The organism is Helicobacter sp., assembly GCF_017502485.1.
Lineage (GTDB): Bacteria > Campylobacterota > Campylobacteria > Campylobacterales > Helicobacteraceae > Helicobacter_B.
Window position 1 is genome coordinate 84,724 of record NZ_JAFVUX010000020.1, and the last position, 26,101, is coordinate 110,824.

A 26,101-nucleotide genomic window follows, 5' to 3' on the forward strand; every position below is an offset into this window, starting at 1 on the left:
GCCTTTATGAAAAATGTGGCAATTCTAGCTAAGTTTTGCTTTTAATAAGCTTTATTTTCAGCTTAATGGGGATAGATTCTTAAGCTGGCTAGAATCTAGTGCAAGGCTCTACATCACTGATATTAACCCAAATCTCGATGTATGATCTCTACACTCAAAGCAGAATTTTTCACATCAAACACCACTTTGTCTCCCTCTTGCACCTTTGCTTCTAAAATCAATTCCGCAAGCCTATCCTCAATCTCTTCATACATCGCTCTTTTTAGTGGGCGCGCACCAAAGACTGGATCAAACCCAACTTCTGCAATAAAGGCTTTCGCACTTTGTGTAAGCTCAATGCTAATACCCCTATCACTTAGCTTTGTAGCAATATGGGCAAGTAGATTCTCAACAATCTGTGTAATATTGGCAAGTGAGAGTGGGTTAAATAGCACAATATCATCAAGCCGATTGATAAACTCTGGCTTAAAGTAGGATTTTAGCTCATCGCGTACCGCTACTTCACGCGCCTTTTTATCAACCATATCCATAATCTTTTGACTACCGATATTGCTCGTTAGGATAATAATTGTGTTTTTGCAATCTATCGTTACGCCCTTATTATCAGTAATCCGCCCATCATCAAGTACTTGTAAAAGTAGATTAAACACATCTGGGTGCGCCTTTTCAATTTCATCAAAAAGCACCACGCTATAAGGCTTTCTGCGCAGAGCTTCTGTAAGCTGACCGCCTTCTTCATAACCCACATAGCCCGGAGCTGCACCCACTAGGCGACTCACTTCGTGCTTTTGCATATACTCACTCATATCAAAGCGGATAAGATTCTTCTCGCTATCAAACAAAAAGCGCGCTAATGCCTTGGCAGATTCTGTCTTCCCCACACCCGTTGGTCCTAGGAACAAAAAGCTGCCTATGGGGCGATTACTATCGCTTAGCCCCGCTTTATTGCGCTTTATTGCGCGTGCTATGGCTTTTAAAGCTTCATCTTGCCCAACCACACTCTGTGCCAGCTCATCTTCTATACCCAGAATCCTATCTTTTTCACTTTGGAGCATTTTGCGCACAGGAATGTGTGTCCAACGGCTTACAATCTCTGCAATGCTCTCTTGTGTTACAGAGTTTTTCAGCAGTGTTCCGCCCTCTTGCATACTTTCCCACTTCTGCTCCAATGCCTGTAATGCTTCTTTCTCTGCTGGTAAAAGCCCATATTCAATCTCGGCAGCCCTTTGCAAATTACCCTCACGCTTAGCGATCTCACACTCACTGCGCAAGGCATCTATCTTGTCTTTGCTTTGTGCGATTTCTTGGAAGACTTGCTTTTCATTTTCAAACTGCGCTTCAAGCCGCCTTTGCTCTTCTTTGGTATTACCCAGCTCTTTTTCAATTTCAGCAAGCCTATCGGTGCTCGCACCTTTTTTGGAAGTATTGCTTGCCTCCATTTTAATAGCTTCTTGCTCAATGGTTAGATTCTCAATTTCGCGCTTAATAGAAGCAAGTGCATTTGGCTGGGACTCTATCTGCATTTTTAGCTCCGCGGCGGCTTCATCGATTAGATCAATTGCCTTATCAGGCAAAAACCTATCTGCAATATAGCGCGCTGAGAGCTTTGCTGCTGCCACAAGCGCAGAATCTGTAATGCTCACTTTATGGTGGGCTTCAAGCCGCTCTTTAATCCCGCGCAAAATTTGTAAAGATTGACTCACACTTGGCTCATTAAGCGCAATAGGCTGGAATCTGCGCGTAAGTGCGGCATCTTTCTCAAAATATTTGCGATATTCTTTGAGTGTGGTTGCACCAATGGTGTGTAGCTCACCACGCGCTAAAGCTGGCTTTAAGATATTTGCCGCATCCATACTGCCTTCAGCCGCCCCAGCCCCTACAATGGTATGTATCTCATCGATAAACAAAATCACATTTCCAGCCTTTTTGACTTCATCAACAACTGCTTTTAATCGCTCTTCAAACTCCCCGCGATACTTCGCCCCAGCCACAAGCGCACTCATATCAAGCGCAATAACTCGCTTATGCTGTAAGCTTATAGGCACTTCCTTTTGCACAATCCTTTGCGCTAGTCCCTCTACCACAGCCGTTTTCCCCACGCCCGGCTCACCTAGTAGAATAGGATTATTTTTGCTCTTGCGGATAAGGATTTGCATCATTCGCATAATTTCCTCATCTCTACCAATGACTGGATCAAGGCTGTTTTCCAACGCTTTTGCCGTTAGATCAATCCCAAACTTCGCCAAAGACTGCAAGGTGCTATCGTCATTTTGATTGCTGATTTTCGCACCTGCACGCATAGATTCTAGGCTCTTTGCTAGCTCGCGCATATCGACATACTTTCCTAAAATTTTGGCAAACACTTCACTCTTAGCATTTGCGATGATAATGCTATCTAGCGCGATATAGCTATCACCATTTTGCGTGGCATATCCTTGCGCATTATGTAGGGCATTGGCAAGCTCTTGGGAGAGTCGCAAACTCTCTTTGCTTACTTGGGAAGATTTGGGGAGATTTTCTACCGCGCTTTTTGCCTCTAGTGTAATAACAGCTTTATCAGCGTTCATAGCATTTAGGGCTTGGTTTAAGATACTTTGCGTATCAGTAAGCATAGCCCAAAGCAAGTGGGCAGAAGTAATTTCTTGATTATTGGCGTGCAGTGCCAAAGAAGCCGCAGAATCTAGGGCTTCTTTGCTTTGGTTAGTTAGCTTCTCAAACATCTCTTACTCCTTAATATCCACATAATCATATAACCCAAAGCAATGACTACACACCAAATAGCTATCACTGCTAAGTTTTATATGCTTAGCATTATATAAATTTAGTCATTTACTATCAAGTTTATTTATAGGTAAGCACATAGACTCTAAGTAGAATCTAGCAAATTTCAAAGTAGATTCTACTATCGCCAGCACTACACAAAACCACCACCTTAAGCTATAATACCCAATATCCACCCTAAAGGCGTGTAATGACCCAGCCCACAAACCCCACCGCACTACTCATACTCTACAATCCCTACTATGAAAACAATGTCATAGAATCTCACCTTGCAATCCTTAAAGCACAAGGCAAAGTCGCCTTTGGCAAGGTGAAATCCAAAATGCGCGCGCCAAAGCCACACGCCCAAGCAGAGCCTAGCAAGCCTGCCCAGATTCTAGAGCCACCTAGCACCACCTTTGCCAATGAGTCGTGGGCGCAGCTTATGGCTAGCACTTCTAGCGATAGTCCCTTGCAGCTATTTTTGAGCGATTATGCTAATCTTTATGTCTGCAAAGTTACTTCCATAGCCAAAGAGCAGCCAGCTGAGTCCCCCGCCTACTACGAGCAAAAGCAGCTTGATGTGGAGCTGTGGTTTCTAATCACAGATATGCGTGAGCTGGTGCGAGATGACTTCACATCTGTGCGCGATAACTTCTTGGCAAATTTTATCACCTTGCACAATAACCGCACCTTTGCCATCTATGGCAACGACTACACCTACCCGCTTTTCATCACGCTAAAGTCCAATCAAAGCTACTTCGCCCAAGATGAGTCCCACTACCACAATATGTTTAAAACAAATGAGCAAATCCAAATCCGCCAGCACTTAATCGACTATACCTTTGGCACAAAGCTTGCCAACGCGCTCCTGCCAGATTCTATGGAGAGCCTTATCAACGCCGAGATAGAATACCTTGCCAACAGAGAGAACCCGCTCTATGACTGCACAGGCATTGTCCTACTCTATGCCAAATCAATGGAGCAAGAAATTATGCGATTCTACCGCGTGCTTTTTGCTACGCTCGTTGAGTTTGAGAGCACGCTTACAGAGGTAGAGTCCCCCCTAGCTGCGATCACCTACAGCGTGCAGGAGGTAGAATCTAGCGTGCAAGAGTGGCTTGAAGGCAAGGCGAAAAGCACTCCAGCCCTTGGCACGACAAAGCACCTACGCAAATGCGCCCAACAAGTGCTAGAGCAGTGGAAACACGACAAAGCCTATAAGCTAGATTCTAGCTTGAATAAACACGAAATTAGCTACCTTGCTGGCATAAAGCTTGGCTCATTTATTAACACTCTTCAAGCAGTCCGCAACCCAGCAGCACACGCAAGCAGCCCGAGCCTAGCGCAGGCTTCTACACTGCGTGAGCGGATTCTAGGTATAGGACGAGAAAGTGTGCTTATAACCCTACTCCTAGCACTTAACGCGCTGCAAGCTCCTAAAATCTACCTAGATTCTACTTCTAGATGACAAGCCTGCTACCAAATATCAAAGCTAGATTCTAGGTAACCATAAGGCGACATTGCTCTGCTCGTAGCTTAGATAAGTGCTCTCTCCGTGCCCGGGGAAAATCTCTATATCTGCCCCGCCGAACTCCTGTGCCCCAAGCGCGCCAAATCGTTGCAAAGAGTCGCGCATATCGCTAGGGCTAGAATATGGGAAATCATAGCGACCAATACTACGCTTAAAGACAAAATCCCCACTATACATACTAGACTTTTGGATTCTACCTGCGCTATCTCTTTGACTTAGACATACCGCAGAGCAGCCCGGCGTATGCCCCGGGAAGTGTAGGTAGCTCACCTCCACCCCACCTAGCACAAACTCACTTCTCCCCTTATCGCAGCTCACAAGCACATCATTTGCACTAAACTCATAGGGCATAAGCCCAGTGCCAAAGCAATCGTTCTCTAGCATAAAGCTATCATCTCTAGGGCAATACAGCGGAATCTCTGGGCGCGCTTGCTTGATTTTTGCCACATCAAAGATATGGTCAAAATGCCCGTGTGTAAGTAAAATCGCTAAAGGATTTGGGCTAGATTCTAGCACCCACTGCGCGCTTCCCATACCCGGATCGATAATAAACTCCCCCTGCTCACTTTGCACGATATAGCAGTTTGTCTCATACTCCCCAAACGCCTTGCATAAATGCTGGAGTCTTTTTAGCACTTTTTTTTCTTGCATACTCATAGCCTCCCCTTTCACAACCTTTGCGCGATTATCATTGCACACTTTTACGCTTTATCACCTATGCTCTCACAGCAAGCTTGCCAATAGCTTCAGGCGCGAAGTCATCGACAAAGGTTCGCATTGCTTTAGAATACATATCCACTAAGCGATTTGTCTCAATAAGTGCGGTCATTTCTTTAACCGCATTGACATTGCTCTTTTCGATAAATCCTTGCGCAAGCGAGCCATCATTGATAGAAATCACGCGGTCTTCTATGCGCTCTTGTGGGTAGCTGTAAAGATTGTTGCCCACTTTTTGCAGGTATTTAGGGTTATCAAAGCTTACAATCGCTAGCGCACCGCCCTCTGCTGGGGCATTTTGCTCTTCATTAGCACTAGAGCGGAAAAAGAGATTGCCATTTTTGTCCGCTTCTACCTGCATACCCTGCCCTATGATGATCCCACCTTCTCCATCAAGCCCAGCGCGAGATAGCACGCGGAAGCCTTGCTTAGTGCTAAGATAGCCTTCATTATCAATAGTGAAGCTTCCATCACGCGTATATCGCACGCCATCTGGGGTTTGTATAGCAAAGTAGGCATTGGGCTTTTGCAGGGCGAAGTCTAGTGGGTTCTCTGTTTGCGCAATCGCACCACTTGAGAACTCTGTGTATTCCTCACTGATGATTGGGACGCGGTTTAGGTTGCGGTTTTGGTATTGTGCAGCAGCACGCGTGTGGTCTTTGAGTGGCAAGGTATCTTGCGTTTGCTTATAAAGCCGCAAGAAATCGCCTATTACCACATCATCGCGCTTAAAGCCATTGGTATTGAGATTGGCAAGGTTGTTTGAGACGACATCCAAGCGGTTAAACTGCGTGATCATTCCACCTGTGGCAGAGTAGTAGCCATTTATCATATCCTATCCTTAGGGCTTGAAGTAACTTATACCCCTTATTAAGCAACTTACATTCCAACTAGAATCTACTTAGAATCAAAACAGATTCTACCTCACATAAGCCATAGCGCACACATAAAAGTAAGAATCTTTTAAGGGGGGGGGGGCAATCACAAAATCCACCCCTTTATCATCATAGCGAGCGTGGCAATCCATACTAGAATCCACTTGTTTTTTATGGATTGCTTCGGCTACGCCTCGCAATGACGGGGAGAGGGCTTTTTCACTTTCGCCCCGATTGTCTGCTTCAAGGATTCTAAGATTTGCGGTGGGGCTGTGGGAGCTTTGCAGATTTTGTGAAAGGTTAGCGACCTTGTCGGTCGTGCCTTTAACTTAAGTGGCGAGTTTAACGCCCTCTCCACCTGCTTTCTACTCTCTTCTAAAATCTTTGGAAGTTGTTCTAACACTACAATCCTTTTTTATAAAATTAACACGAACTCTAACTAAACTCTCTTTACACAGCCATATTTTCTTAATCTTTATGGGAAGCTTTGGCTATCTAGCAACGACAGAGAAACACCCTGCTAGAATCTAATCTGCCATTGTAAGCGATTTATCAGCACATAAATCAAGCATATAATCACTATTATTTAAAACATCGTGCAATACCGGCATTTGTATCCTGCTACTCAAAATAGCGCAAGATGTTGTAGCCATTATCTTGCAAGAATTTTTCCTTTTGCATAAGCTTTATATCGCTTTGCATCATATCTTTGACAAGCATTGCTAGGTCGTATTTAGGCTTCCAGCCTAGCAGCTTCTGCGCCTTGCTGGGATCACCTAGAAGTAGATCTACTTCTGTGGGGCGGAAGTAGCGAGAATCCACCGCGACCACTTCTTGCCCCTGCGGTAGCTGATACTCACCCCTACACGCTTTGACCACGCCCACTTCATCAACCCCTTCCCCACGAAACTCCACTTCAATGCCAAGCTCCCCAAATGCCAGTGCCACAAAGTCGCGCACCTGTGTCGTAACGCCGGTGGCTACGACAAAGTCTTCAGGCTTTTGCTGCTGCAAGATGAGATACATCGCCTCTACATAGTCTTTGGCGTGCCCCCAATCGCGCTTGGCAGAGAGATTGCCTAGATAGAGCTTATCCTGCAAGCCTAGGGCGATCTTGCTCACAGCGCGCGTGATTTTGCGCGTAACAAATGTCTCGCCACGGATAGGGCTCTCGTGGTTGAACAAAATCCCATTACAAGCAAACATATCGTATGCCTCTCTATAATTGATCGTAATCCAGTAGGCGTAGAGCTTAGCACAAGCATAGGGCGAGCGCGGGTAAAATGGCGTGCTCTCGCTCTGTGGCACAGCTTGCACTAGCCCATAGAGCTCGCTTGTGGAGGCTTGGTAGATTTTGGTGTGCTTGATTAGATCAAGCAAGCGCACTGCCTCTAGTATCCTAAGTGTGCCTATGCCATCGGCGTTTGCGGTGTATTCTGGTGTCTCAAAACTTACTTGCACATGGCTCATTGCCGCAAGGTTATAGATCTCATCTGGACGCACTTCTTGGATAATACGGATAAGATTTGTAGAATCTGTCAAATCCCCATAATGTAAGAAAAAGTTGCGATTATCAATGTGTGGGTCTTGGTAGAGATGATCGATCCTATCAGTATTAAAAAGCGAGCTTCTGCGCTTAATGCCATGCACCTCATAGCCACGACTAAGGAGAAACTCCGCCAAATACGCGCCATCTTGCCCAGTAATACCTGTGATCAATGCCCTTTTCATAAGCTTCCTTAAAAGTAGAGTATCACGCTAAAGAGCGCGAGTAAAAGCTCTCATTATAGCAAACTTCGCATTTTCTAACCCAATTTTAAACCTAGAGTGCCTATAATGGCGTCGCCTGAATAACTCGTGTTTCTTTTTTGGTGAGTCCGTTGATTGTTTAGTATTTTAGGCTTGGTAGTAGTTTTTGTGTGTCGGTGTTTTCGCTTGTAGCCCCACAGGGGTTAGAATCTGCCGCCTAAGAGAGCTCTCCTGCCTTATTTGTAGCTGGCATTTTGGGCTACGCAACATAAGTAGCGGTTATTTGGGTAGTATTATCGCAAGGGCTTTTATGCAGACACATAATCCACAAGAGAATTTTCACAAGGTTTTAATTGTAGGGAATGGTGGGAGAGAATACGCTCTAGGCTTGCACCTAAAACAAGATTCTAGGATACAGGAGCTATTTTTCACTCCCGGTAATGCTGGTACAGCAATGCTTGGCACAAATCTCACGCTTCCGCACAATCAAGACATTGTAGAGTTTTGTCAAAGTAGCTCTATCACTTGGGTGATCATCGGCGGAGAAAGTGCGCTTGTAAATGGACTTAGCGATGATCTACGCGCACAAGGGATCAAGGTCTTTGGTCCTAGCCGTGCAGCCGCAGAGCTTGAAGGCTCAAAAGCCTTTATGAAGGACTTTGTCGCTATGCGTAATATCCCCACCGCACGCTATATCCAAACAAGCGACCCAAAAGTAGCAAAAGACTTTGCTAGCACACTTGATTTACCCGTGGTCATCAAAGCCAGTGGGCTTTGCGCGGGCAAGGGTGTAATCATCGCAGAATCCTATAAACAGGCGCAAGAGACAATCGATAGTATGCTAAGTGGCAAGGAGTTTGGCAAAGCTGGGGAGTGTGTGGTAGTAGAGGAATTTCTATCTGGCTATGAGCTCTCTGTATTTGGGCTATGTGATGGCAATAACTTCACGCTTCTACCACCATGCCAAGATCACAAGCAGCTCTATGATAATGACAAAGGTCCAAATACCGGTGGTATGGGAGCCTACACACCAAGCCCGCTATGTGATAAAACCCTGCTTGATAAAATTGCTACAAAGATATTTGCCCCAACGCTTGCTGGTATGAGAGAGCGTGGCACGCCCTTTAGCGGTGTACTTTTTGCTGGGATTATGGTGGTAAATAATGAGCCATATTTACTCGAGTTTAATGTCCGCTTTGGCGATCCAGAGTGTGAAGTGCTACTGCCACTTTTGCAAACACCTTTGCTTGATATTTGCCAAGCCATAGAATCTAAGCAGATCGCTAAGCTACCTATACAATTCCGCGATGGCTACTGCGTAGGAGTCGTGCTTGCAAGCCATAATTATCCCTTTGGTAGCTCCATCTCACATCCAATATCCATCACCCCTTTTGATAGCAAGCTAGGGCATATCTGCTATGCGGGTGTTAGTCAAGAGAGTACCACAAGCCAGCTGCTAGCAAGTGGCGGACGCGTGGCTCTTGCCATAGGAGTAGCTAGCACACTCGCACTTGCCAAAGACAATGCCTACACAATCGCTAAGGCTATAAACTTTGATGGCAAGCTACTACGCACAGACATTGCCAACAAAGCTCTAAAGGTATAATATGGCAAGCTCTAGAGATGAAGTCCTGCAAGACACCCTTGATAGAGAGGGACTAACCCTAGCCCCGCTTGATAGGAGATCTTACGCCTTTTTGATTGACGCATTGCTACTTAGCGTACTTGTGGTAATGATAAATCTCAACACCTTCCTTGCCCTAAGCGAGCCACAAACACTACAGGAAATACACAATAGCAACTCAAGTGCCATTATGCTAAAAGATAGTGTCAAAGCCCAACCACTAGGGCAAAACATAGAGCAAAAGATACAGAAGCAAATCTCTTCGCTTATTGTGCAGATTTTCTTACTAGAGATTATTTACCAAGGGCTTTTTACCTTTTGGTATGGGGCGAGTCTTGGGAAAATTGTATGCAAAATCCAAGTAATCAACATTGACTTGCTAGATTCTCCAAGCTTTTTGGCTAGCTTTTTGCGCGCAACCCTAAGGACATTCTCTCAAGCAGCGTATTACATCCCCTTTATTTTTGCCTTTAGCGATGCCTTCAAGCGCACGCTCTATGACCGCGCCACACGCACAATCGTAATTATGCAAAAGAGCTAGAATCCAGTGAGCAAAGGGTGCAGCAAACTGCGTGCAGGGTTTTTGCTAGGGTGTATAGCCCTATATCTTAATGCCAAGCCTTTAGAGCCAGAATCTATCAGCACAGATTCTAGCTCCACCAAAACCGAGCAGAAAAAGGGCGTAACTCAATACAACAAAGACAATCAAAAAGTCTTTGAGCTTTTAGCAGATTCTGTACATAGTGCAGAAGGCACGATCCACGCCACAGGCGATGCGATTCTCATAAACCAAGAGCTTTATGTGCTAGCTGACACAATCCGCTACGATATGCAAAAGCGCGAAGTGCAAGCAAGTGGTGAAGTGAGAATCTATCGTGATGGAAATCTACTTGTACGCACTCATCAAACACATTTCTCCCTAGATGACAAATATGGCGTGATCGAGCCACTTTACCTCCAAGATATAGAGAGTGGGCTATGGGTAAGCTCTAGTCTTGCCACCGCGCAAGATACTTTCTACACTTTTAAAAGGGCTACCCTCTCTGGCTGCACAGTGCCAAACCCAATTTGGCGTATGGAAGCATCTTCGGGCTCATACTCTGATAGCAAAAAGAGTGTTTCTCTATGGAATCCACGCGTATATATCGGTGATGTGCCTATTTTCTACTTCCCTTACTTTAATGTCTCTACTAATATGTCGCGCACAAGCGGGCTACTTATGCCATCTTTTGTTACCTCAAGCACTGAGGGCTTTGCCTTTTTCTTGCCCTACTACATCGCGCCAAAGACAAATTGGGACATCACACTAACCCCACAAGTTCGCTCTGAGCGTGGTATAGGTGGGCTAATAGAGTTCCGCGCGCTAGATTCTAAGCTAGATCGCACCTATGCAGAACTTGGGTATTTATATAACTTTGATGAGTATATGGAGCGATTTAACCTTAAAAACCACTATATCTATGGATTTAGACTCTATCATCTAGGTAACCGCCCTTTGCAAAAATACTTCAAGCTTAAAAGCGAGCTTGATAATGGAGTCTATATCAACTTCGCGCATATGAATGATCTAGATTATTACCGCTTGCGCCAGATCAACAAACGCGTCTATGATATGTCCTACACTTCTAAGGCAAACGCCTTTGTTCAAACGCAAAAGCACTATGTCGGGCTAAATTTTAAGTACTTTCTCAATCTCTCAAAGCTAGATAACTCCAGCACCTTTCAGTCTGTGCCAAACTTTCAATACCACAAATATATGGACTTGCTATTTTTCCGCCAGCTTATGTATGCCATAGACTATCAGTTTAAAAACACCACACGCCAAGTCGGCTATGGCTATGCAGAAAATGGCTTGAGAATCCCTGTAGGACTGCAGTTTTCACTATTTAAAAAATACCTTTCGCTCGGTCTTTGGAATGAGTTCTACGCAGAAAACCTAGTCCTAACCAAAACGCAAAACAGCTATATCCCAAGCAATGATGGCACAAACAAAAATGGCAATATCTTTTCAGCCAACTACTCTGTCTCGCTCAACTCCGATCTCTCCAAAAGCTACAATAAATTCTTCCACACAATCCAGCTTGAAGCTCTCCTTAGCGGTCCATATCTCTTCTATCATAACGGACTCTTAAGCCAAGCCACCGGCGATCAAGCTGCACAAATCCGCCAAACCTCTATCGCATTAAGAGAGCAGTTTGGCACAGCAGCAGACTATCTTAGCAAATTCCCCATTGTCTCCCCTAGTGGCAGTATGTATTTCTATGATGATATCTGGGATCCATCAGGCATTAGTGCCTACACTATTGTCAATCAAACTCTTGACCTTAAGCTCTCGCAGTATTTTCTCACCAACACTGGGCGCAATATTGTTGATTGGAGAGTGTTTCAACGGCTAAACTTCGATGAGCTACGCCACGAGCTAAACACTAACAGCGGGAGCGTAGATTCTAGCGTGATGGTCAAGCGACCTTTAGAAAACAAGCTTAACTTCTCCCCCATCGCTGGGCTAAACTTTTCTGCAAGCTTTTTCTACTCATTTTATGTGAAGAAAATGTCTGAGCTAGCTCTAGCTACAAGCTTTAGCCGTGGGGCTTTCTCCGCTTCTGCAAGCTACTTTTTCAAAGATAAAGAAGCTTATGATTTCTTATCTAACACTATCCTTACACAAGCAGGCGCGCAATATTTACGCGCAAACATTGCGCACGACTTTCGCGTATTTGCTTTCTCGGCTTCTGCGGGCTATGACACTGAAAGAAACACCCTGCTAGATTGGGACATAGGGCTATATAAAAATATCCGCTGTTTTGGCATAGGGCTAAAGTTTGTCAATCGCCGCCGACCAATTTTGACAAATAACATCAACAATCCTTTCTATATCCAGCAAGATTACTTCGTGCGGCTTATCCTTAACTTCACTCCGCTCACAAGTGCTGGGCTTACAACGAGATTCTAGCTAGAATCTAGATCTTGTTTGTCATTGCAAGTTTGCGCAAACAATCGTGGCAATCCATAACCAGCCAACTAGAATCTAGCAATCGAGTCATAACTGCTAAAAAGCTCCTGCCACCTTGGAACTATGGCTTCTTTACTAAAGTTTCGCGCCATAAGCTCCCTAGCATTTGCGCCAAACTCCGCACGCTTTGCTTCATCGCTCATAAGCAGGCAAAGCCCATTGACGAAGCTCTGCTTATCGCCATCTTCTATCAAATACCCACTCTCGCCTTGTGCAATAATATCACTAGGACCAGCGGCAATATCAAAGGCTATGCCAGCTAGCCCATAGCTACACGCCTCTGCCAATGCCATACCAAAGCCCTCAAAGTAGCTACACATTACATAAATACTAGCCCCTAGATACACACGCTCCATATCCTGCCTAAAGCCAACTAAGCGCACGCTTTCTTTCAAGCCCTTTTGCGCGATTTTAGATTCTAGCTCACTTTGCAAATCCCCGCTACCTACGATATGTAGCTGCCACTGCGCCAATCCGCTAGAATCTTTGGCGCGATCTTGCACCATCTCCCAGATATCAAGCAGCCTATCAAAGCCCTTCTCCCCACTTAGCCGCCCTACTGATAGCACGACTTTGGTGCTAGGATTAGCAAGCCTGCTAGAATCTGGCAGCTCTGGGAGAAAGTTTGGGATCACGCACACGCTTTTATGGTAGCTTCGCCAAATTGCTAGCTCTTTGCTTGAAAGCACGACTAAAGTGTCAAACTTAGCTAGATTGCGAGCTTTACGCGCGCTTAGGTGCTTAGGGGCGTTTAAGTGCCAAAGCCGCCAATACGCACTAGAATCTAGCTTGGCGCGGGGGATATACCAGCCATCGTTACTTAGCACGATACTAGGCTTATAGGTGCGCAGGACTCTCTCTACCTTATAGATAAGTAAGGGGCGCAAGAGCTTCTGCCAAAGCTTTGTAAGCTTGCTTAGGTGTCTTGGGGGGATTATGTGGGTATTTGGGCTTATGCTATTTGCTGGGTGTTGCGCGCGCGGCTTACGAGAGAGAGAGAGAGAGAGTAGCTCCGCCCTAGAATCTAGCCGATACACTGGGACATTATTGCTACTAAAAAGGCTTATGACCCTAACCCTAAAGCCACATTCCACAAAGGCGTTTGCCAGATTAACGCCCACGCGCTCGCCCCCACCTGCTTCTGTGATGTCTTTAGCGATGATAGCTATGCTTTGCTTGGGCTCTGCGGCTAGGGTAGATCTAGCACGCACGCTCGCAGAAGTGTCTAAAAGCCTCTTGCCAAAGAGTATGATCGTCTTGCGATTTTTGGTCAAATGCAGGCAAAATTTATCCGCCCTCCACTCTCTAAAGCTCCTAGTCCTAGCCATAAACTCTTCTAAGCTTTTTGCTTGTAGGGCAGTCTTTAGGGGCTTATTTTTCTCCAGCACGCTTGGGCTAAGCTCTAAAGAGCGCAAAAAGTCTTGTAAAAGTGCAAGGTAGCTAGAATCTAGCTGTGCGAAGCGATTGGGGCGGAGCAAATCTGTAGGCAAGTGGTAGGACTCTAGGTAGCCGCGCTTCTTAAAAAACTCATACACAAAGCCAAAAACTTGGAAAAACTCTTGTGGTGGGTGGGTTTTGCTAGTGAGTGAGCCACTACGCACGCGATAGAAGTAGCGAGCACTTTTGCTTAAAGCCACTCTACCAGCCAGAGCGTGCGCGCACACACTAAAGCCCACATCTTCAGCAAAACGGTTTATAGGGAAGCGCAGATCTTGCAGCAATGCGCGCGTAAATACACTGCGTGGGGCTTCGATTTTATGCGCGATGTTTTTGCTTGTAACCTTGCGGACAATGCCTTTAGTCTTAGGCTGCCTTAGAGCAAACATCGCGCTATCATAGCTAGAATCTAAAAACCGACACACATCGCGTGTGGTCGCCATCTGCGCGCGCTTAGACTCTAGCGTATAGATAAGATTAGCGTAGTAATCCACCCCTGCTGCATCATCTGGATCCATAAAGCCGATGTAGCCCACTTCGGGCAAATGCGCATAGACATACCTAAGCCCCGCATTTCTAGCAGCACCTATGCCTTGATTTTCTTGCGTTAGGAGGATAAAGCGTGAGTCGCGATTGGCATACTTAGTGATGATTTGCGCGCTAGAATCTGTGCTGCCATCATCAACGCATATCACTACAAAATCCCCATAGCTCTGCGCACTTAAGGACTCCAGGCACTCTAGCAAATACTGCTCTACATTATAGACAGGGATAATTATGGCAAGGGTTTTCATTGGGTCTCCTTTGTGGGTTGATGGATTCAGCTTTACGCGTTTTGGGCGTTGGCTTTTGTGCGCTTTTGTGGGAGTTTGCGGCGGATGCTTGCTCATTACCGCTTAGGTAAATCCCTTCGCCTCCGCCTTGACAACCCATAAAGCCAGCGGCAGCGGTGCAAGGCGAAGCTGAAGCAGGTTTCTTTAGAAAACAAGCAAAGCGCAGTTTCTTTAGAAAATCATCGCAAAATCCTGCCGCCTGCGTGCGTGGTATCACAAACACGATTTTTCACTCTTTCCCTTTTCTGTCATTGTGAGCAGTGCTTGCTACAATGACGATAGGGGCTACCACCGCTCACCAATCCCCAACAGCAAGCAGCGATTGATCGCGCTAAGTGCGCATAGCGCGTAGAATCTATCCTGCCCAATGGCAATTAGATCGCTAAAATACCGCCCCTGAAAGTTTAAATGCGCGCGCACTTCATTATCCGCATAAGCATCGATACTCACACCGCCAAACTCGCTATACAAAGGACTCCCAATAAGCACCCCACTAAAAAATACCAAAGGTTTTTTGATATTTTTTATTTCTTGCTTATCCATTTGCTTATAAATCGTGTAGTCAATCAAGCTATACCCGCGAAATCGCACAAACTCCCTACTCACAGATCCTTGTAAAATAGCTTGGTGGGCAATTTTGAGATTGCGCTCATAGTAGCGCAAAAAATCTTGCGCGCTAAGTGCTGGCTCGCTAGCAGACACCGCAGAGCAGAGCAGCAGCGCAATAATTAGGCGAGAAGCCACGAAGCCTAGCATTACTCATCACGCACAAATACAATACTCTCGCCACATTTTTTGCAGTGAAACACCTGCCCGCTTTGGATTTTCTCATGCACTGTGTTTAGTACTTTAAACGCCGGTTTACAGGCACATTTGTAGATATGGATAATTTCCTTTTCACCACTTTGCTTTGCCTGCATAGCCTTGATCTCTTCTTCATGAGCTTTGCGGTAATTTTCTATCTGCATATCTTCTTTTAGGATATGGTTGATAAGCCACTCTTCAGTGATGATAGCGAGCTTTTGCTTAAAGTCATAGCGGATATTTTGGATAAGATCTGTCATATCGCGGATAATCCGCTGATGCATAGTAGCTTGCCTCTCGAGATCAGGGTAGCCTATACTTGCCATATAGACTTCCTCATCGTGAAAATGCACCTTCATATACTCAAAAAGCTCGACTAAAATTTTCTTAATCTCATTTCCATCAACTTGCTTACTGATAAGTAGCCCCGCCCTATGAGCAATATCAAACAGCTTTTTATGTTGAACATCGATGATATCATTATGGATACTAAACTTATCGTCCCATTCAGGTATTGCCATACTACTTTCCTTAATGTATTCACTCCTACAAAGCCGAGATTATATAACTTTGAAAGTTTTTTTTTCCTTAAAAAAATTTACAAATATACTTGTAGTATGTATAATTACAAAAATGATAATAAAACTTAAAGGCGAAAAATGGAAAGCTTTATCGCTTCATTTAAGGACTCTTTTGAGACTTGGGGCTATGTGGCACTGTTCGTTTATTGTATGGGGAGTGGATATGTGGGGATTCTAGCTGCTGGCACGCTGGCAACTCTTGGGCATATTAGCCTTGCTGCAAGCATTATCATTGCCGCTACTGGAAATTTCGCAGGTAGCTCTCTGCTTGTGTTCCTAACACGCTATCAAAAAAAGGACTTCGAGCGATTCTTTGCATCACATCGCAGAAAAATCGCACTTATGCACATATGGCTCAAAAAGTATGGCGCAATCCTAATTCTATTTAACAAATACATCTACGGAGCGAAGTTTCTTGTTCCTGTAGCTATTGGCGCGAGTCGCTATGATCTTAAAAAGTTTCTTATATTTAATCTGCTTGCTAGCGTGATTTGGGCAACTAGCTTGGGGCTACTGGCATTCTATTTCTCAAAGGTAGTGGTTGAGCTTGTAGAATCTTATGGGCAATATTCCTATGTGGTAATTGGCGTGTTCTTAACTTTAGTGTTTGGGGTGTTGTGGTTTAGCAAAAAAGCGTGGGCAAAGACATACCACCAATCTAGTCCCAAGTAGATTCTAACTTCTCTTAAGCTTGGAGAAAAAACCTCTGCGCTTGCTCTAGCACCTCTCTAGCACCTTGCTTGATTAATATATGTGCCAGCTCCTTTGCAGCTATGTTTGCTTCCTGTGCGCTTGCACTTGTGGATTCTTGTAGTATTTTGCTTCCATCAGGCATACCAACAATAGCATTGATACATATCATCCCCTTCCTAATCTCCCCTAAAAGCTTGCAATGCACACCAATTGGCACTTGACACCCACCATTTAACGCTTTGATGAACTCTCTCTCTGCTTGCGTGCAAAGAGCAGTTTTTGGGCACACAAGTGTATCTAGTACTGCGCGCAAGTCTTCATCATCTTCCCTGCACTCTATCCCTAGTGCTGCTTGCCCCATAGCAGGAATCATTTCCGTAGTGCTTAGTGGCACGATATGCGGAATATGTGTAATGCCAAGCCGCTTTAGCCCAGCATACGCAAGGATAATGGCATCAAATTCACCGGATTCTAACTTTTTTAGCCGCGTTTGGATATTTCCGCGTAGCGACAGGCAAGCAATATCCATACGCCTTGCCTTAAGTTGCATACTACGACGCAAAGAAGTCGTGCCAACTCGTGCATTTTGCGCAAGTGTATTCAAATCTGCGTATTTATAGCTTACAAAGCAGTCTCGCACATCTTCTCGCTCTGTAATGCACGCCAGCACCAAAGATTCTGGCAAATCCACTGGAACATCTTTAAGAGAATGCACCGCCAAATCAATTTCCTTTGCAATAAGCTTTTCTTCTAACTCTTTGGTGAAAAGTCCCTTGCCACCGATTTTTGCAAGTGGGACATCAAGGATTTTATCGCCCTTGGTTTTGATGATTTCTAAGCTAGATTCTACTCCGCACTCTTGCAATAAGCGATCTTGGATATAGTGCGCCTGCCACAAAGCTAGTGCGCTCCCTCTTGTGCCAATGACTAGCTTTCTCATTCCACACTCCTTGATTTTTTCTGCGATAGCTGCTCTCCTGGCTTCTGTGAGTTTGTAGGCTCTAGTACTTCCACATCGATCACATCATCATCTTTAGACTTTGTTTGATAAGCGTAGCGCATAGAGCTTGTGAAGCAATCATCAAAGCCCTGATATCCTCTAGATTCTAGACTAGAATCTAGCTTAGATTTAGGGTAGAAAACTAGCGCGCAAAGCACCATAACCACCCCTACAATATCACTGCAAATCCCAGGCAGTAGCAAAAGTACTGCCCCAAAGCCACTAAGCATACTATTGCGCAATAGAGCAAACATATCCCTCTGTCTAAATCGCACAAAAAGCTGAATCAAACTTAGCTGGGCTAGCTCTCTTTTAAGTAGCCAGAAGCCAAGCATACCTGATACAAACACTTCAATCACAGCAAACAACACGCCAAAATAATCGATAAATATACTAAATCCAAGCAGTTCTAGTGCGATATAGCCCATCATAAGCCACACAACAATTCCGCGCATTATCGCTCCAGCCGCTCCATAATCGCTCCACACACTGCCTGTACTTCACTAGCGATTAACTCTTGCTTCTCTAATCCATCACGCTTAATACACTCTATCACACCAGATTCTAGCCCCTTGCCCACAACTATCCCATATAATGCCGCCCCGATTAGCTCAAAGTCTGCCATTTTCACCCCAAAGCGTAAGTCTCTATCATCACACAGCACTGCTACACCCCTTGCCAACAAAGCTTGATATAGCTCTAGGGCATAGCGTGATTGTTGCTCATTTTTGGTATTTGCAACGATAATTTGCACAGCATAGGGCGCACTAGCCTTACTCCACACACAGCCTTTTTCATCAGCCTTTTGCTCTAGTATCGCTGGCAACAAGCGTGAGATCCCTATCCCATAGCAGCCCATTACAAAGGGCTTAGAGCTAGAATCTTGCGCTAGATACTCGGCTTTAAGCGCGCTTGAATATTTATCGCCTAGCTGGAAAATATGCCCTACTTCTATACCCTTTTTGTGCGTCAAAGCTCCTTTGCAACACACACATATATCGCCATCTCGCACCGAGGCTAATGGAGCATACACCATATCAGCAAACTCTGTAAAATCCACCCCCACAATATGTGTATCTCTCTCATTGCCACCACAAATAATATCTCTCCCGTAGCGCAAATCTTCATCAAATATTATAGGAGAGTCCCCCATAATCGCGCGAATTCCTACCGCACCAATACTCCCGGCAACAAGCCCCAAAGATTCTAACTCTTGCGCGCTTACATCTAGTAGCTCTAAAGCATCATAGCCACTAGCACGCAGAGCATTAAGAGCTTTAGTCTCTTCTAGCGCATCATCTCCGCGCAAAAAAAACACTGCAAATTTTTTTATTTGGGATGTTGGGTTTTTTAAAGAATCTACACTCTGCGCTTTTTCAAAAGTAGATTCTAGGTCATAGGCTTGTTTTTTATCGCCATTTTGAGATTCTAACCCATAAGCTAAATTCTCCCTAGAACCCACTTTTTGCGTGTAAGCCTTTACCACTGCCTTTAGTGCATAATAAGGATCAATATGAAAGAATTTGCACACATCATCGATTGTTTTAACATTTGGTGTAGGGAAGCGCGCAAACTGAGCTCTAGGCGCGGAATCTGGCTCCACTCTTTTCGCGCGCTTTGCGGCTTCTATATTTGCTGCATACTCGCACTGCGTGCAGACCACAAGCGTATCTTCACCAGAATCTGCCAACACCATAAACTCCTTGCTCTCGCTTCCCCCAATTGCTCCAGAGTCTGCCTCCACAGCGCGGAAATCCAGTCCCAATTCGCTAAAAATCTTACTATAAGCTTGATACATATTCTCAAATTCTTTAAGCAAACATTCCTTAGAGTTATGAAAGCTATAAGCATCTTTCATAAGAAACTCGCGTGTGCGCAAAAGCCCAAATCTCGGGCGCAATTCATCACGGAACTTTAGCTGGATCTGGTAGAGATTAAGCGGGAGAGCCTTGTAGGATTTAACATAGGATTTGACAAGCTGGGTAATGCTCTCTTCGTGCGTTGGTGCAAGGATAAACTCATTATCCTTGCGATCTTTAAAGCGTAAAAGCTCCTTACCATAAAGCTCATATCTCCCGGACTCTCTCCATAGCTCCGCTGGTGTTACGAAGCTTAGTAGTACTTCTTGTGCGCCAGCCTCATTCATATATTTACGCACGACATTAGCGATCTTGTCTAGGACAATTTTGCCAAGTGGTAGCAAGCTATAAACCCCACTACCACTTTGATAAATATAGCCTGCTTGCACAAGCAGCTTATGACTCTTTAGTACGGTATCTTTTGGAGTTTCTTTGCTTGTTGGAGCTAGTAAGCGAGATTGCAACATAAAACCTCCTTATAAAGATATATCATCATACTCGCATTTGTAGCGATCTAAGAGCTTAAGATTATCATTTTGCGTAAAGACTTTTTGTAGTGCTTGAATAATAGTATCACCCTCTTTGTGGTGAGATAGCTCTTTGAGATTAAGCGTAGGATTATGTAAAAACACATTAAAAGCATTATGTAAAATCCTAAGCACCCTCTCTTCTTGTTCTGCTTGCAAATAGCCTTTTTTGATCGCACGCGCTACTTCTTGCACAGAAGCTTGCTTTGCCTGCTCTCGCATAGACTTAATCAATGGCAGAACATCTAGGCTTTGTATCCAGTGAAAATACTCCACTACCGCTACACCAACAAGCGCGTGAGCTTGGTGGGCTTGAGCCTTTTTGTGTGAGCGATTTTCTTCTATGACTTGCTGCAAATCATCGACACATAACACTTCTATGCCAAGATCTGCGCAAGTAGATTCTATATCTCTAGGGACTGCTAGATCAAACCACGCGCGCTTCATATCCCTAAACTCACACATTTGCCTGCGTATAATTAACTCTTGCGCACTTGTGGCACTGATGATAATACCAAAGTCATTAAACAAGTTTGGCATATCCTGCCAATCCAGCAAACATAACACACTAGAATCTAACCCGAAGTCTCTAAGCATACCAGCGCGACTCTCTTGGGTAATATGGACGATTTGCTTGATTTTCTTCTCTTGGAGTAGAGTAGTGGCGAAGTTGATAGCGCGATTTTTACTGCGATTACTCATACATACTGCTACGCCAGAATCTAGCAAATGCCTTGCTGCAAGCTGCGCCATCTCCCCAGCCCCTAGCACAAGTGCTGATTTGGGGCTAGATTCCAAAGCTTTTTTCACCGCGACAGAAGCTATGGAGAGAGGGGTTTTAGCAATGGTGGTTTGCGTGCGCACTTTGGCTGCTGTGCGGAATGCAAAGTGCATAAGCCTAGTCATCTCCTGTGCGCAAGACTCTAGCTCAAAGCATAGCTTATATGCTTCTTTCATTTGCCCCACAATTTGTGTCTCCCCTAGCACAATGCTATCTAGCCCACTTACTACACTAAAAATATGATGCACCGCCTCTTGACCAAGCGCACTATGACAGTGAGACTCTAAAATATGCAAGGGCAGTGCAATCTCGCGCGCGAACGCATCTAGCACTGCAACTATACACTCTTGTGGTGTGTGCGTATAAAGATAGAATTCCACACGATTGCAAGTGCTAAGTAATAACACCTCCTTTATGCTTGGGATTGCGCGTAGAGATTTGACAAAAGGCACTAGCCTATGTTGGGGTAGCGCTAGTTTTTCACGCAAGGTTATGGAGGTGTTTTTGTGTGAAAAGCTTAGAGTAAGATAATGGGCTTGCATCAGTATGTCCTTTCAATCAATGCATTAGCAATAGATTCCAATGCGCTGTTTTGCTCACTAGCAATGGAGTGCAAGGCATTTTGGACAAATTCATAAGCAATGTGCTTAGCTTCATCAATGATAGAATATGTAAGCAAAAGTTGCTTGATAAAAGCTATATCTTCATTGTTAGCACGAGTAAAAGCGTGTAAGAATGCCTGCTGCTCACTAGAATCTAGCTTATGATAGAGCAAGATGCAAGGCAGAGTGCTTTTCCTCTCTCTAATGTCATTCATAGCAGGCTTGCCCAAAGTCTGCTCATCTTGTGTAATATCCAATATATCATCGATAATTTGAAACGCCATACCCAAGTTGTATCCATAAGTTTGATACGCACTAGAATCTAATCCCACAAGCAGTGCTGCAGCTTGCGCGCTAGCAGCGATAAGCGAGGCGGTTTTGTTGCGCAAGATTTGGTAATACACTTCCAAACTAGATTGAAACTCTTTGCTATATGCAACATCTTCAATTTCACCTTTTGCAAGCAGGGCTACAGAGCCAGCGACACAACGAGCAATAGTGGAAGAAAAGCCGCAAAGCTTAACAAAGGCATTAGCATAAAGCACATCGCCCAGCATAATCGCATTTTTATCGCCAAATTGCGCATTAATACTTGGACGATTGCGCCTAGAAGTAGCAGAATCTATCACATCATCATGCAGCAAGGAGGCGCATTGGATAAGCTCAATAACTGCACAAAGATCGATGATGGGTTCTTGATATGTGGAAAACTGCCCTGCTGCGATAGCTAGAATCAGCCTTGAGCGTAGCATTTTACCGTGGTTAATAGCCGCATACATAGAGCCAATCAACGCAGAATCTTGCTCCTGCACCCACGCCTCACACCGATGCTGTATCGCCCTCAAAGCCTCCTGCTCGCTGGCTTTGTCTCTTGCTTTACTCATTATAGTCCTTGATGTGGCTAGATATTGGCTTTTTAGGAAGCATAATAAACAATCCAAGGTTTGCTACTTTCTCTTGCTCATCAAAATCTTGGAAGCTTAAAAGTAAGTAGGCTGTCTTGTCAATATCTTGACCTTGTGAGAGTGGAAGTGTAAAACTTTTTCGCTTATAGTCTGTATAAAGCACAAATTGATATGGGAATTTATCATACTGCAAATGCACTACAAGCCCATAGTTTTTATACAAAGTCCAATAGATCTTAAGTGTCTTTGACACGCCTGAGAGCGCAAAATCCTGCACATAAATCTCATCTTTACGCAGTGATAGCTGTTCTTGTATATCCCAAATCGGCTTAGCCCCATAAAGATTCTGCATACAAGCTAGCCAAATAAACCAAACAACAATGCACGATTTCGCAAGAAGCGGCACGACTCTATTCATTCTCACTTAAAATTTTCGCGCTAGACTCTATGGCAATATTGCGCTTTTGCACTTCTATAGCTTCTTTATGTGTATGGATAAACTTCCGTAAATCTGCCCCACTCTCTTCAAATGCCACTTCATATATCGCCAAAAGCTCCAAGAGCCTATCAAGCTCCTTTTTTGCAAGTGTTGGCGAGGCGTGTAGGATAATCTCACTCCATTTTTGTGTAGGATCACCCGCTAGCACTTCTAAATCTTCCCATTCTTTCCACATAGTTACTCCTTAACTAGAATCTACTTTGACTATCTGCACCTAAGACTTACGCGCTAAGACAGAGATCTTATGCGCATAAAGCCCCTCAAGCTCCGCTAAATGCGCACAAGGCTCAGCGAGCTCATTAATACCTTGCTGACTAAATGCGATGAGAGAGCTTTTTTTCATAAAAGTATCCACACTAAGTGGAGAGAAAAACTTCGCACTTCCGCCCGTAGGAAGCGTGTGGTTTGGTCCTGCGAGATAATCTCCTATGGCTTCTGGGGTGTTTGCCCCGATGAAAACCGCCCCAGCATTTTTGATAGCTGGCAAATGAGCAAAGGCATTATCAAACATTAATTCCAAATGTTCGGGGGCTAGATCATTACAAAGCGTTATAGCTTCATTAATATCTTTGCACACAACAATAGCACCACGATTTTGTATAGAAACATTGGCGATGGCAGATTTTGGCAGGCTTGGGAGAAGATCTTCCACCTTGCTTGCCACTTCTTCAGCAAGCTCTTGGCTTGTGGTAAAAAGCAAGGAACAAGCCATCTCATCGTGCTCTGCTTGCGAGAGTAGGTCTCTAGCAATGTATGCAGCATTAGCATTAGAGTCTGCAATAATAGCAATTTCACTTGGACCTGCGATCATATCAATCCCAACCTTGCCAAAAACAAGTTTTTTTGCCGTGGCGACAAAGACATTCCCAGGTCCGCTTATGATATCAACCTTTGGCACTAGCGTTTTCCCACTAGATTCTAGTCCATAGGCAAATACACCGATCGCACTAGCCCCACCCACACGATACATCTCTTTGATCCCGCAAATATGCAATGCTGCTAGCAGCAGTGGATTTGCCTGTCCCTGTGGCGTAGGTGTGCAGACAATGATCTCGCGCACCCCTGCCACAAGAGCTGGGATAGCATTCATAAGCACTGAACTTGGATAAGCAGCTTTACCACCGGGGATATAAAGTCCTGCGCGTTGTATGGGCGTGTGAATTTGTCCAAGTATAGATCCGTACTCATCACTATCAAACCACGATTTTTGCTTCTGCTTTGTGTGAAATGCCGTGATTCTATCATAGGCAATATGCAGAGTATCCTTTGTTGTAGAATCTAGATTCTGATAGGCTTTAGCACACTCTTCTTGTGTAATTGTAAGATCAGTTAGATTCTTTGGAGCAAAGCCATCAAAGCGCGCCACTTGCGATAATAGAGCCTCTAACCCTTGTGTGCGAATCTCTTCTAATAGCGGCAAAACGATTTGCTCAGCACTATGCAAGTCATCTTGTCCCCTTTGGACAATAGCATCAAACTTCTGTGTAAAACCACTTTGACTAGTGTGTAGCATAGCAATCATACTAAACCCCCAAAAAAATACCGCATTATACACAATTGCCATAAGAATGCTACAAGTTTGATGAATTCTACAACCACTTGCGCTGTTGTCTTTTTGATTATACATAGATTCTGTTTCTACTGCCTTATATACTTCATTTTACAAAAAGCTGTTAATGAGATTGTCACAGGCAAAACTACTTCATTACGCACTTATTGAACAAACCTTGCAAATTCCATTATAGGCTACTCCACTTAGAGTGAAACTCCTATTGATCTATGGCATAGATGGTATATCGAGCCAATAACATAGGGAAGAGTACCCAGAGCTTTTACGGATAGGTCTCTTAGCAATGAGGGCGATATATTAGGTGGCGACAGGTCTCTGCTTACACAAGATTCCCACTTACAGACGGAAGCTATGATGATTTAGGAAATCTATGGTAATGGATCTTGAAGCGATCTAGAGATTTTGATTGAATATCTTAATGAGATCTTTTCTACTTGATGTCAATTTTGTCTCATATACAAAAATGCAAAGATTTGCTTAGCATAATCTAAACTTTGGACAATCTACATTTGACACAGGTGGCGAACTAGAGAGTAAGATCCCGCTAAGCTCAAGTGCTACTCCGCAGACTTATGTGTATGACCCCATCCAAACTCTTCTTTTACCTTTAATCTCGCACTAAGCGCACGCACAAACGCTGCTAATCAAATAATACTAGCGAGCATTGGTATGAGCTTTGATCTCACGCCGCGCTACACTCTTAATGTAAAATCTATGCCAGATACCAAAACTTCCCTACCCCCTACCCAAGACTATACAAACACGCAGTATATGATCAACGCAAGAATAGCTTCAATACTACACTGGAGATTGAACTTAAATTTAGATGCCAAGGTTAATGGCTTAAAGAACAAAGGACTAACCCAACTTTACAGATTCTAGCTAGAATCTATTTACTTTCCGCCTAGCTAGCAAAAAGCGCGTTGATTTGCTTAATGAAATCCATCGGATCAACCTGCACGCCGTTACACACCACACCAAAATGCAAATGCGCACCACTTACCCTGCCTGTCGCACCGCTTAGGGCGATTGTCTCACCTTTGCGCACAAACTTTCCTACACGAGCTAACAATCTACTACAATGAAAATATGTCGTATAAACTCCATTGCCATGATCGATGACAACCGACTTCCCAGACAAGAAGCGATCTTTGGCTAAAACTACCATGCCATCGTTTGCTGCATAAATAGGTGTCCCCTGTGGCGCACGAAAATCCACACCTCCGTGGTAGCTCTGTACCGATCCATTAAACACCCTAGCAGTGCCAAAGGGACTTGTGACAAATACGCGTTTCACTGGGTGAGCAAAAGGCTGCTTCCAATACTGATTCTCATGGGATTTTTGATAGATCGCGTGTGCTTCATCGCGCTCTTTATCGATACGCCTTTGAACCTGCTTGTTTGGGTAAAGCCTACTACGATCTGCAACTACAATGGATTCTTTCTTATACTGTGCTTGGGTGATGGCAAGTGTTATGTCTTTGGAGAGCTTGAGGGTTGATGACTTAGTGTGGTAACTAATCGGCACTAGGGCTATCTTTTGCCCCAAATGCTTTGGATGATTGATCCACGCAATCTTGCGCCCACCTAGCTCTAATGGCACAGGATCTGAGCTAGAGCTGTAAGCGATAAAAAGCTTACCATTATATGCAGTGTAAATACTACTCGCTGGATCTTTTGCTGCAAGACACATAAAAGCAAGTAGTACAGTCCAATATATTTTTTTCATAACATCCAC

The 26,101-nt window shown here is 44.4% G+C and carries 24 protein-coding genes; 5 read left to right on the forward strand and 19 right to left on the reverse strand.

The features are described 5' to 3' along the window. Positions 1-122 precede the first annotated feature (122 nt). Positions 123-2,720 (reverse strand): AAA family ATPase, encoded by a 2,598-nt coding sequence (locus tag IKB69_RS04265; RefSeq protein ID WP_290946427.1) that lies wholly within the window; start codon positions 2,718-2,720, stop codon positions 123-125. Positions 2,721-2,971: 251 nt separating this feature from the next. On the opposite strand from IKB69_RS04265, the gene IKB69_RS04270 reads away from it, so the two are divergent. Beyond that, positions 2,972-4,231 carry an HP0729 family protein gene (locus IKB69_RS04270; RefSeq protein WP_290946429.1) on the forward strand — a complete coding sequence of 420 codons (1,260 nt, stop codon included), beginning with the start codon at positions 2,972-2,974 and terminating at the stop codon, positions 4,229-4,231. A 24-nt stretch (positions 4,232-4,255) separates the two neighbouring features. Here the strand turns inward: IKB69_RS04270 and IKB69_RS04275 are convergent, their stop codons facing one another. From IKB69_RS04275 to gmd, 5 genes are all read right to left on the reverse strand, one after another. Next, a complete protein-coding gene (locus tag IKB69_RS04275) occupies positions 4,256-4,951 on the reverse strand; it encodes an MBL fold metallo-hydrolase (RefSeq protein WP_290946431.1) in 696 nt (231 codons plus the stop codon). 58 nt (positions 4,952-5,009) lie between these two features. Beyond that, positions 5,010-5,843 carry a flagellar hook-basal body protein gene (locus IKB69_RS04280; protein WP_023930719.1) on the reverse strand — a complete coding sequence of 278 codons (834 nt, stop codon included), beginning with the start codon at positions 5,841-5,843 and terminating at the stop codon, positions 5,010-5,012. A gap of 87 nt (positions 5,844-5,930) precedes the next feature. Beyond that, complete coding sequence (locus IKB69_RS04285; RefSeq protein ID WP_290946434.1) at positions 5,931-6,086, reverse strand: hypothetical protein; 156 nt, start codon at positions 6,084-6,086, stop codon at positions 5,931-5,933. Then, on the reverse strand, positions 6,074-6,289 hold the full coding sequence (locus IKB69_RS04290) for a hypothetical protein (RefSeq protein ID WP_290946436.1): 216 nt from the start codon (positions 6,287-6,289) through the stop codon (positions 6,074-6,076). Before IKB69_RS04290 ends, IKB69_RS04285 begins: the two co-directional genes overlap by 13 nt. A 218-nt stretch (positions 6,290-6,507) precedes the next feature. After that, complete coding sequence (gene gmd, locus IKB69_RS04295; protein WP_290946438.1) at positions 6,508-7,617, reverse strand: GDP-mannose 4,6-dehydratase; 1,110 nt, start codon at positions 7,615-7,617, stop codon at positions 6,508-6,510. A 184-nt stretch (positions 7,618-7,801) separates the two neighbouring features. Here gmd and purD point away from each other — a divergent pair, with 184 nt between their 5' ends. The 3 genes from purD to lptD are packed head-to-tail and all read left to right on the forward strand — an operon-like array spanning position 7,802 to position 12,212. Further along, positions 7,802-9,241 (forward strand): phosphoribosylamine--glycine ligase, encoded by a 1,440-nt coding sequence (purD, locus tag IKB69_RS04300; protein WP_363240217.1) that lies wholly within the window; start codon positions 7,802-7,804, stop codon positions 9,239-9,241. Position 9,242: 1 nt separating this feature from the next. Beyond that, positions 9,243-9,800 (forward strand): RDD family protein, encoded by a 558-nt coding sequence (locus tag IKB69_RS04305; RefSeq protein ID WP_290946441.1) that lies wholly within the window; start codon positions 9,243-9,245, stop codon positions 9,798-9,800. A 6-nt stretch (positions 9,801-9,806) separates the two neighbouring features. After that, the gene (lptD, locus tag IKB69_RS04310; protein WP_290946443.1) at positions 9,807-12,212 is read left to right on the forward strand and encodes an LPS assembly protein LptD; all 2,406 of its coding nucleotides are present in this window, start codon (positions 9,807-9,809) and stop codon (positions 12,210-12,212) included. Between the two features lie 68 nt (positions 12,213-12,280). Here lptD and IKB69_RS04315 read toward each other — a convergent pair whose 3' ends face one another. The 4 genes from IKB69_RS04315 to IKB69_RS04330 form a co-directional block, all read right to left on the reverse strand. Next, the gene (locus IKB69_RS04315) at positions 12,281-14,503 is read right to left on the reverse strand and encodes a glycosyltransferase (protein ID WP_290946445.1); all 2,223 of its coding nucleotides are present in this window, start codon (positions 14,501-14,503) and stop codon (positions 12,281-12,283) included. Beyond that, complete coding sequence (locus IKB69_RS04320) at positions 14,469-14,765, reverse strand: hypothetical protein (protein WP_290946448.1); 297 nt, start codon at positions 14,763-14,765, stop codon at positions 14,469-14,471. Before IKB69_RS04320 ends, IKB69_RS04315 begins: the two co-directional genes overlap by 35 nt. A gap of 62 nt (positions 14,766-14,827) precedes the next feature. After that, positions 14,828-15,298, reverse strand: a complete 471-nt coding sequence (locus IKB69_RS04325; RefSeq protein ID WP_290946451.1) for a hypothetical protein — start codon at positions 15,296-15,298, stop codon at positions 14,828-14,830. After that, positions 15,298-15,867 carry a hemerythrin family protein gene (locus IKB69_RS04330; protein WP_290946453.1) on the reverse strand — a complete coding sequence of 190 codons (570 nt, stop codon included), beginning with the start codon at positions 15,865-15,867 and terminating at the stop codon, positions 15,298-15,300. Before IKB69_RS04330 ends, IKB69_RS04325 begins: the two co-directional genes overlap by 1 nt. A 138-nt stretch (positions 15,868-16,005) precedes the next feature. Here IKB69_RS04330 and IKB69_RS04335 point away from each other — a divergent pair, with 138 nt between their 5' ends. Next, entirely contained in the window at positions 16,006-16,599 is a 594-nt protein-coding gene (locus IKB69_RS04335; RefSeq protein ID WP_290946455.1) for a DedA family protein, read from the forward strand. A 13-nt stretch (positions 16,600-16,612) separates the two neighbouring features. On the opposite strand, the gene hemC is transcribed toward IKB69_RS04335, so the two are convergent. From hemC to IKB69_RS04380, 9 genes are all read right to left on the reverse strand, one after another. Further along, positions 16,613-17,560 (reverse strand): hydroxymethylbilane synthase, encoded by a 948-nt coding sequence (hemC, locus tag IKB69_RS04340; RefSeq protein WP_290946457.1) that lies wholly within the window; start codon positions 17,558-17,560, stop codon positions 16,613-16,615. After that, the gene (locus IKB69_RS04345; protein WP_290946460.1) at positions 17,557-18,075 is read right to left on the reverse strand and encodes an FxsA family protein; all 519 of its coding nucleotides are present in this window, start codon (positions 18,073-18,075) and stop codon (positions 17,557-17,559) included. The genes hemC and IKB69_RS04345 overlap by 4 nt, the downstream gene beginning before the upstream one ends. Beyond that, entirely contained in the window at positions 18,075-19,946 is a 1,872-nt protein-coding gene (locus tag IKB69_RS04350; RefSeq protein ID WP_290946463.1) for a proline--tRNA ligase, read from the reverse strand. The genes IKB69_RS04345 and IKB69_RS04350 overlap by 1 nt, the downstream gene beginning before the upstream one ends. A gap of 9 nt (positions 19,947-19,955) precedes the next feature. Then, positions 19,956-21,329: a glutamyl-tRNA reductase gene (gene hemA / locus IKB69_RS04355; protein ID WP_290946466.1), complete on the reverse strand. Its 1,374-nt coding sequence runs from the start codon at positions 21,327-21,329 to the stop codon at positions 19,956-19,958. Continuing rightward, positions 21,329-22,273 carry a polyprenyl synthetase family protein gene (locus IKB69_RS04360; RefSeq protein ID WP_290946468.1) on the reverse strand — a complete coding sequence of 315 codons (945 nt, stop codon included), beginning with the start codon at positions 22,271-22,273 and terminating at the stop codon, positions 21,329-21,331. The genes hemA and IKB69_RS04360 overlap by 1 nt, the downstream gene beginning before the upstream one ends. After that, entirely contained in the window at positions 22,266-22,712 is a 447-nt protein-coding gene (locus tag IKB69_RS04365) for a hypothetical protein (protein ID WP_290946469.1), read from the reverse strand. The genes IKB69_RS04360 and IKB69_RS04365 overlap by 8 nt, the downstream gene beginning before the upstream one ends. Continuing rightward, positions 22,705-22,968, reverse strand: a complete 264-nt coding sequence (locus IKB69_RS04370) for a DUF2018 family protein (RefSeq protein WP_290946470.1) — start codon at positions 22,966-22,968, stop codon at positions 22,705-22,707. The genes IKB69_RS04365 and IKB69_RS04370 overlap by 8 nt, the downstream gene beginning before the upstream one ends. A gap of 39 nt (positions 22,969-23,007) precedes the next feature. Then, positions 23,008-24,315, reverse strand: coding sequence for a histidinol dehydrogenase (gene hisD, locus IKB69_RS04375; protein WP_290946563.1), 1,308 nt, complete (start codon positions 24,313-24,315; stop codon positions 23,008-23,010). 952 nt (positions 24,316-25,267) lie between these two features. After that, complete coding sequence (locus IKB69_RS04380) at positions 25,268-26,092, reverse strand: M23 family metallopeptidase (RefSeq protein WP_290946472.1); 825 nt, start codon at positions 26,090-26,092, stop codon at positions 25,268-25,270. Positions 26,093-26,101 lie beyond the last annotated feature (9 nt).

Excerpts from the sequence above, each read along its gene's own strand:
- IKB69_RS04345 (WP_290946460.1), bottom strand. The coding sequence starts at position 18,075 with ATGCGCGGAATTGTTGTGTGGCTTATGATGGGCTATATCGCACTAGAA.
- IKB69_RS04350 (WP_290946463.1), bottom strand. The coding sequence starts at position 19,946 with ATGTTGCAATCTCGCTTACTAGCTCCAACAAGCAAAGAAACTCCAAAA.
- IKB69_RS04270 (WP_290946429.1), top strand. The coding sequence starts at position 2,972 with ATGACCCAGCCCACAAACCCCACCGCACTACTCATACTCTACAATCCC.
- IKB69_RS04365 (WP_290946469.1), bottom strand. The coding sequence starts at position 22,712 with ATGAATAGAGTCGTGCCGCTTCTTGCGAAATCGTGCATTGTTGTTTGG.
- IKB69_RS04315 (WP_290946445.1), bottom strand. The coding sequence starts at position 14,503 with ATGAAAACCCTTGCCATAATTATCCCTGTCTATAATGTAGAGCAGTAT.
- IKB69_RS04380 (WP_290946472.1), bottom strand. The coding sequence starts at position 26,092 with ATGAAAAAAATATATTGGACTGTACTACTTGCTTTTATGTGTCTTGCA.
- IKB69_RS04265 (WP_290946427.1), bottom strand. The coding sequence starts at position 2,720 with ATGTTTGAGAAGCTAACTAACCAAAGCAAAGAAGCCCTAGATTCTGCG.
- IKB69_RS04335 (WP_290946455.1), top strand. The coding sequence starts at position 16,006 with ATGGAAAGCTTTATCGCTTCATTTAAGGACTCTTTTGAGACTTGGGGC.
- IKB69_RS04360 (WP_290946468.1), bottom strand. The coding sequence starts at position 22,273 with ATGAGTAAAGCAAGAGACAAAGCCAGCGAGCAGGAGGCTTTGAGGGCG.
- hemA (WP_290946466.1), bottom strand. The coding sequence starts at position 21,329 with ATGCAAGCCCATTATCTTACTCTAAGCTTTTCACACAAAAACACCTCC.
- hemC (WP_290946457.1), bottom strand. The coding sequence starts at position 17,560 with ATGAGAAAGCTAGTCATTGGCACAAGAGGGAGCGCACTAGCTTTGTGG.
- IKB69_RS04280 (WP_023930719.1), bottom strand. The coding sequence starts at position 5,843 with ATGATAAATGGCTACTACTCTGCCACAGGTGGAATGATCACGCAGTTT.
- IKB69_RS04275 (WP_290946431.1), bottom strand. The coding sequence starts at position 4,951 with ATGAGTATGCAAGAAAAAAAAGTGCTAAAAAGACTCCAGCATTTATGC.
- hisD (WP_290946563.1), bottom strand. The coding sequence starts at position 24,315 with ATGATTGCTATGCTACACACTAGTCAAAGTGGTTTTACACAGAAGTTT.
- IKB69_RS04305 (WP_290946441.1), top strand. The coding sequence starts at position 9,243 with ATGGCAAGCTCTAGAGATGAAGTCCTGCAAGACACCCTTGATAGAGAG.
- IKB69_RS04370 (WP_290946470.1), bottom strand. The coding sequence starts at position 22,968 with ATGTGGAAAGAATGGGAAGATTTAGAAGTGCTAGCGGGTGATCCTACA.
- IKB69_RS04325 (WP_290946451.1), bottom strand. The coding sequence starts at position 15,298 with ATGCTAGGCTTCGTGGCTTCTCGCCTAATTATTGCGCTGCTGCTCTGC.
- IKB69_RS04330 (WP_290946453.1), bottom strand. The coding sequence starts at position 15,867 with ATGGCAATACCTGAATGGGACGATAAGTTTAGTATCCATAATGATATC.
- gmd (WP_290946438.1), bottom strand. The coding sequence starts at position 7,617 with ATGAAAAGGGCATTGATCACAGGTATTACTGGGCAAGATGGCGCGTAT.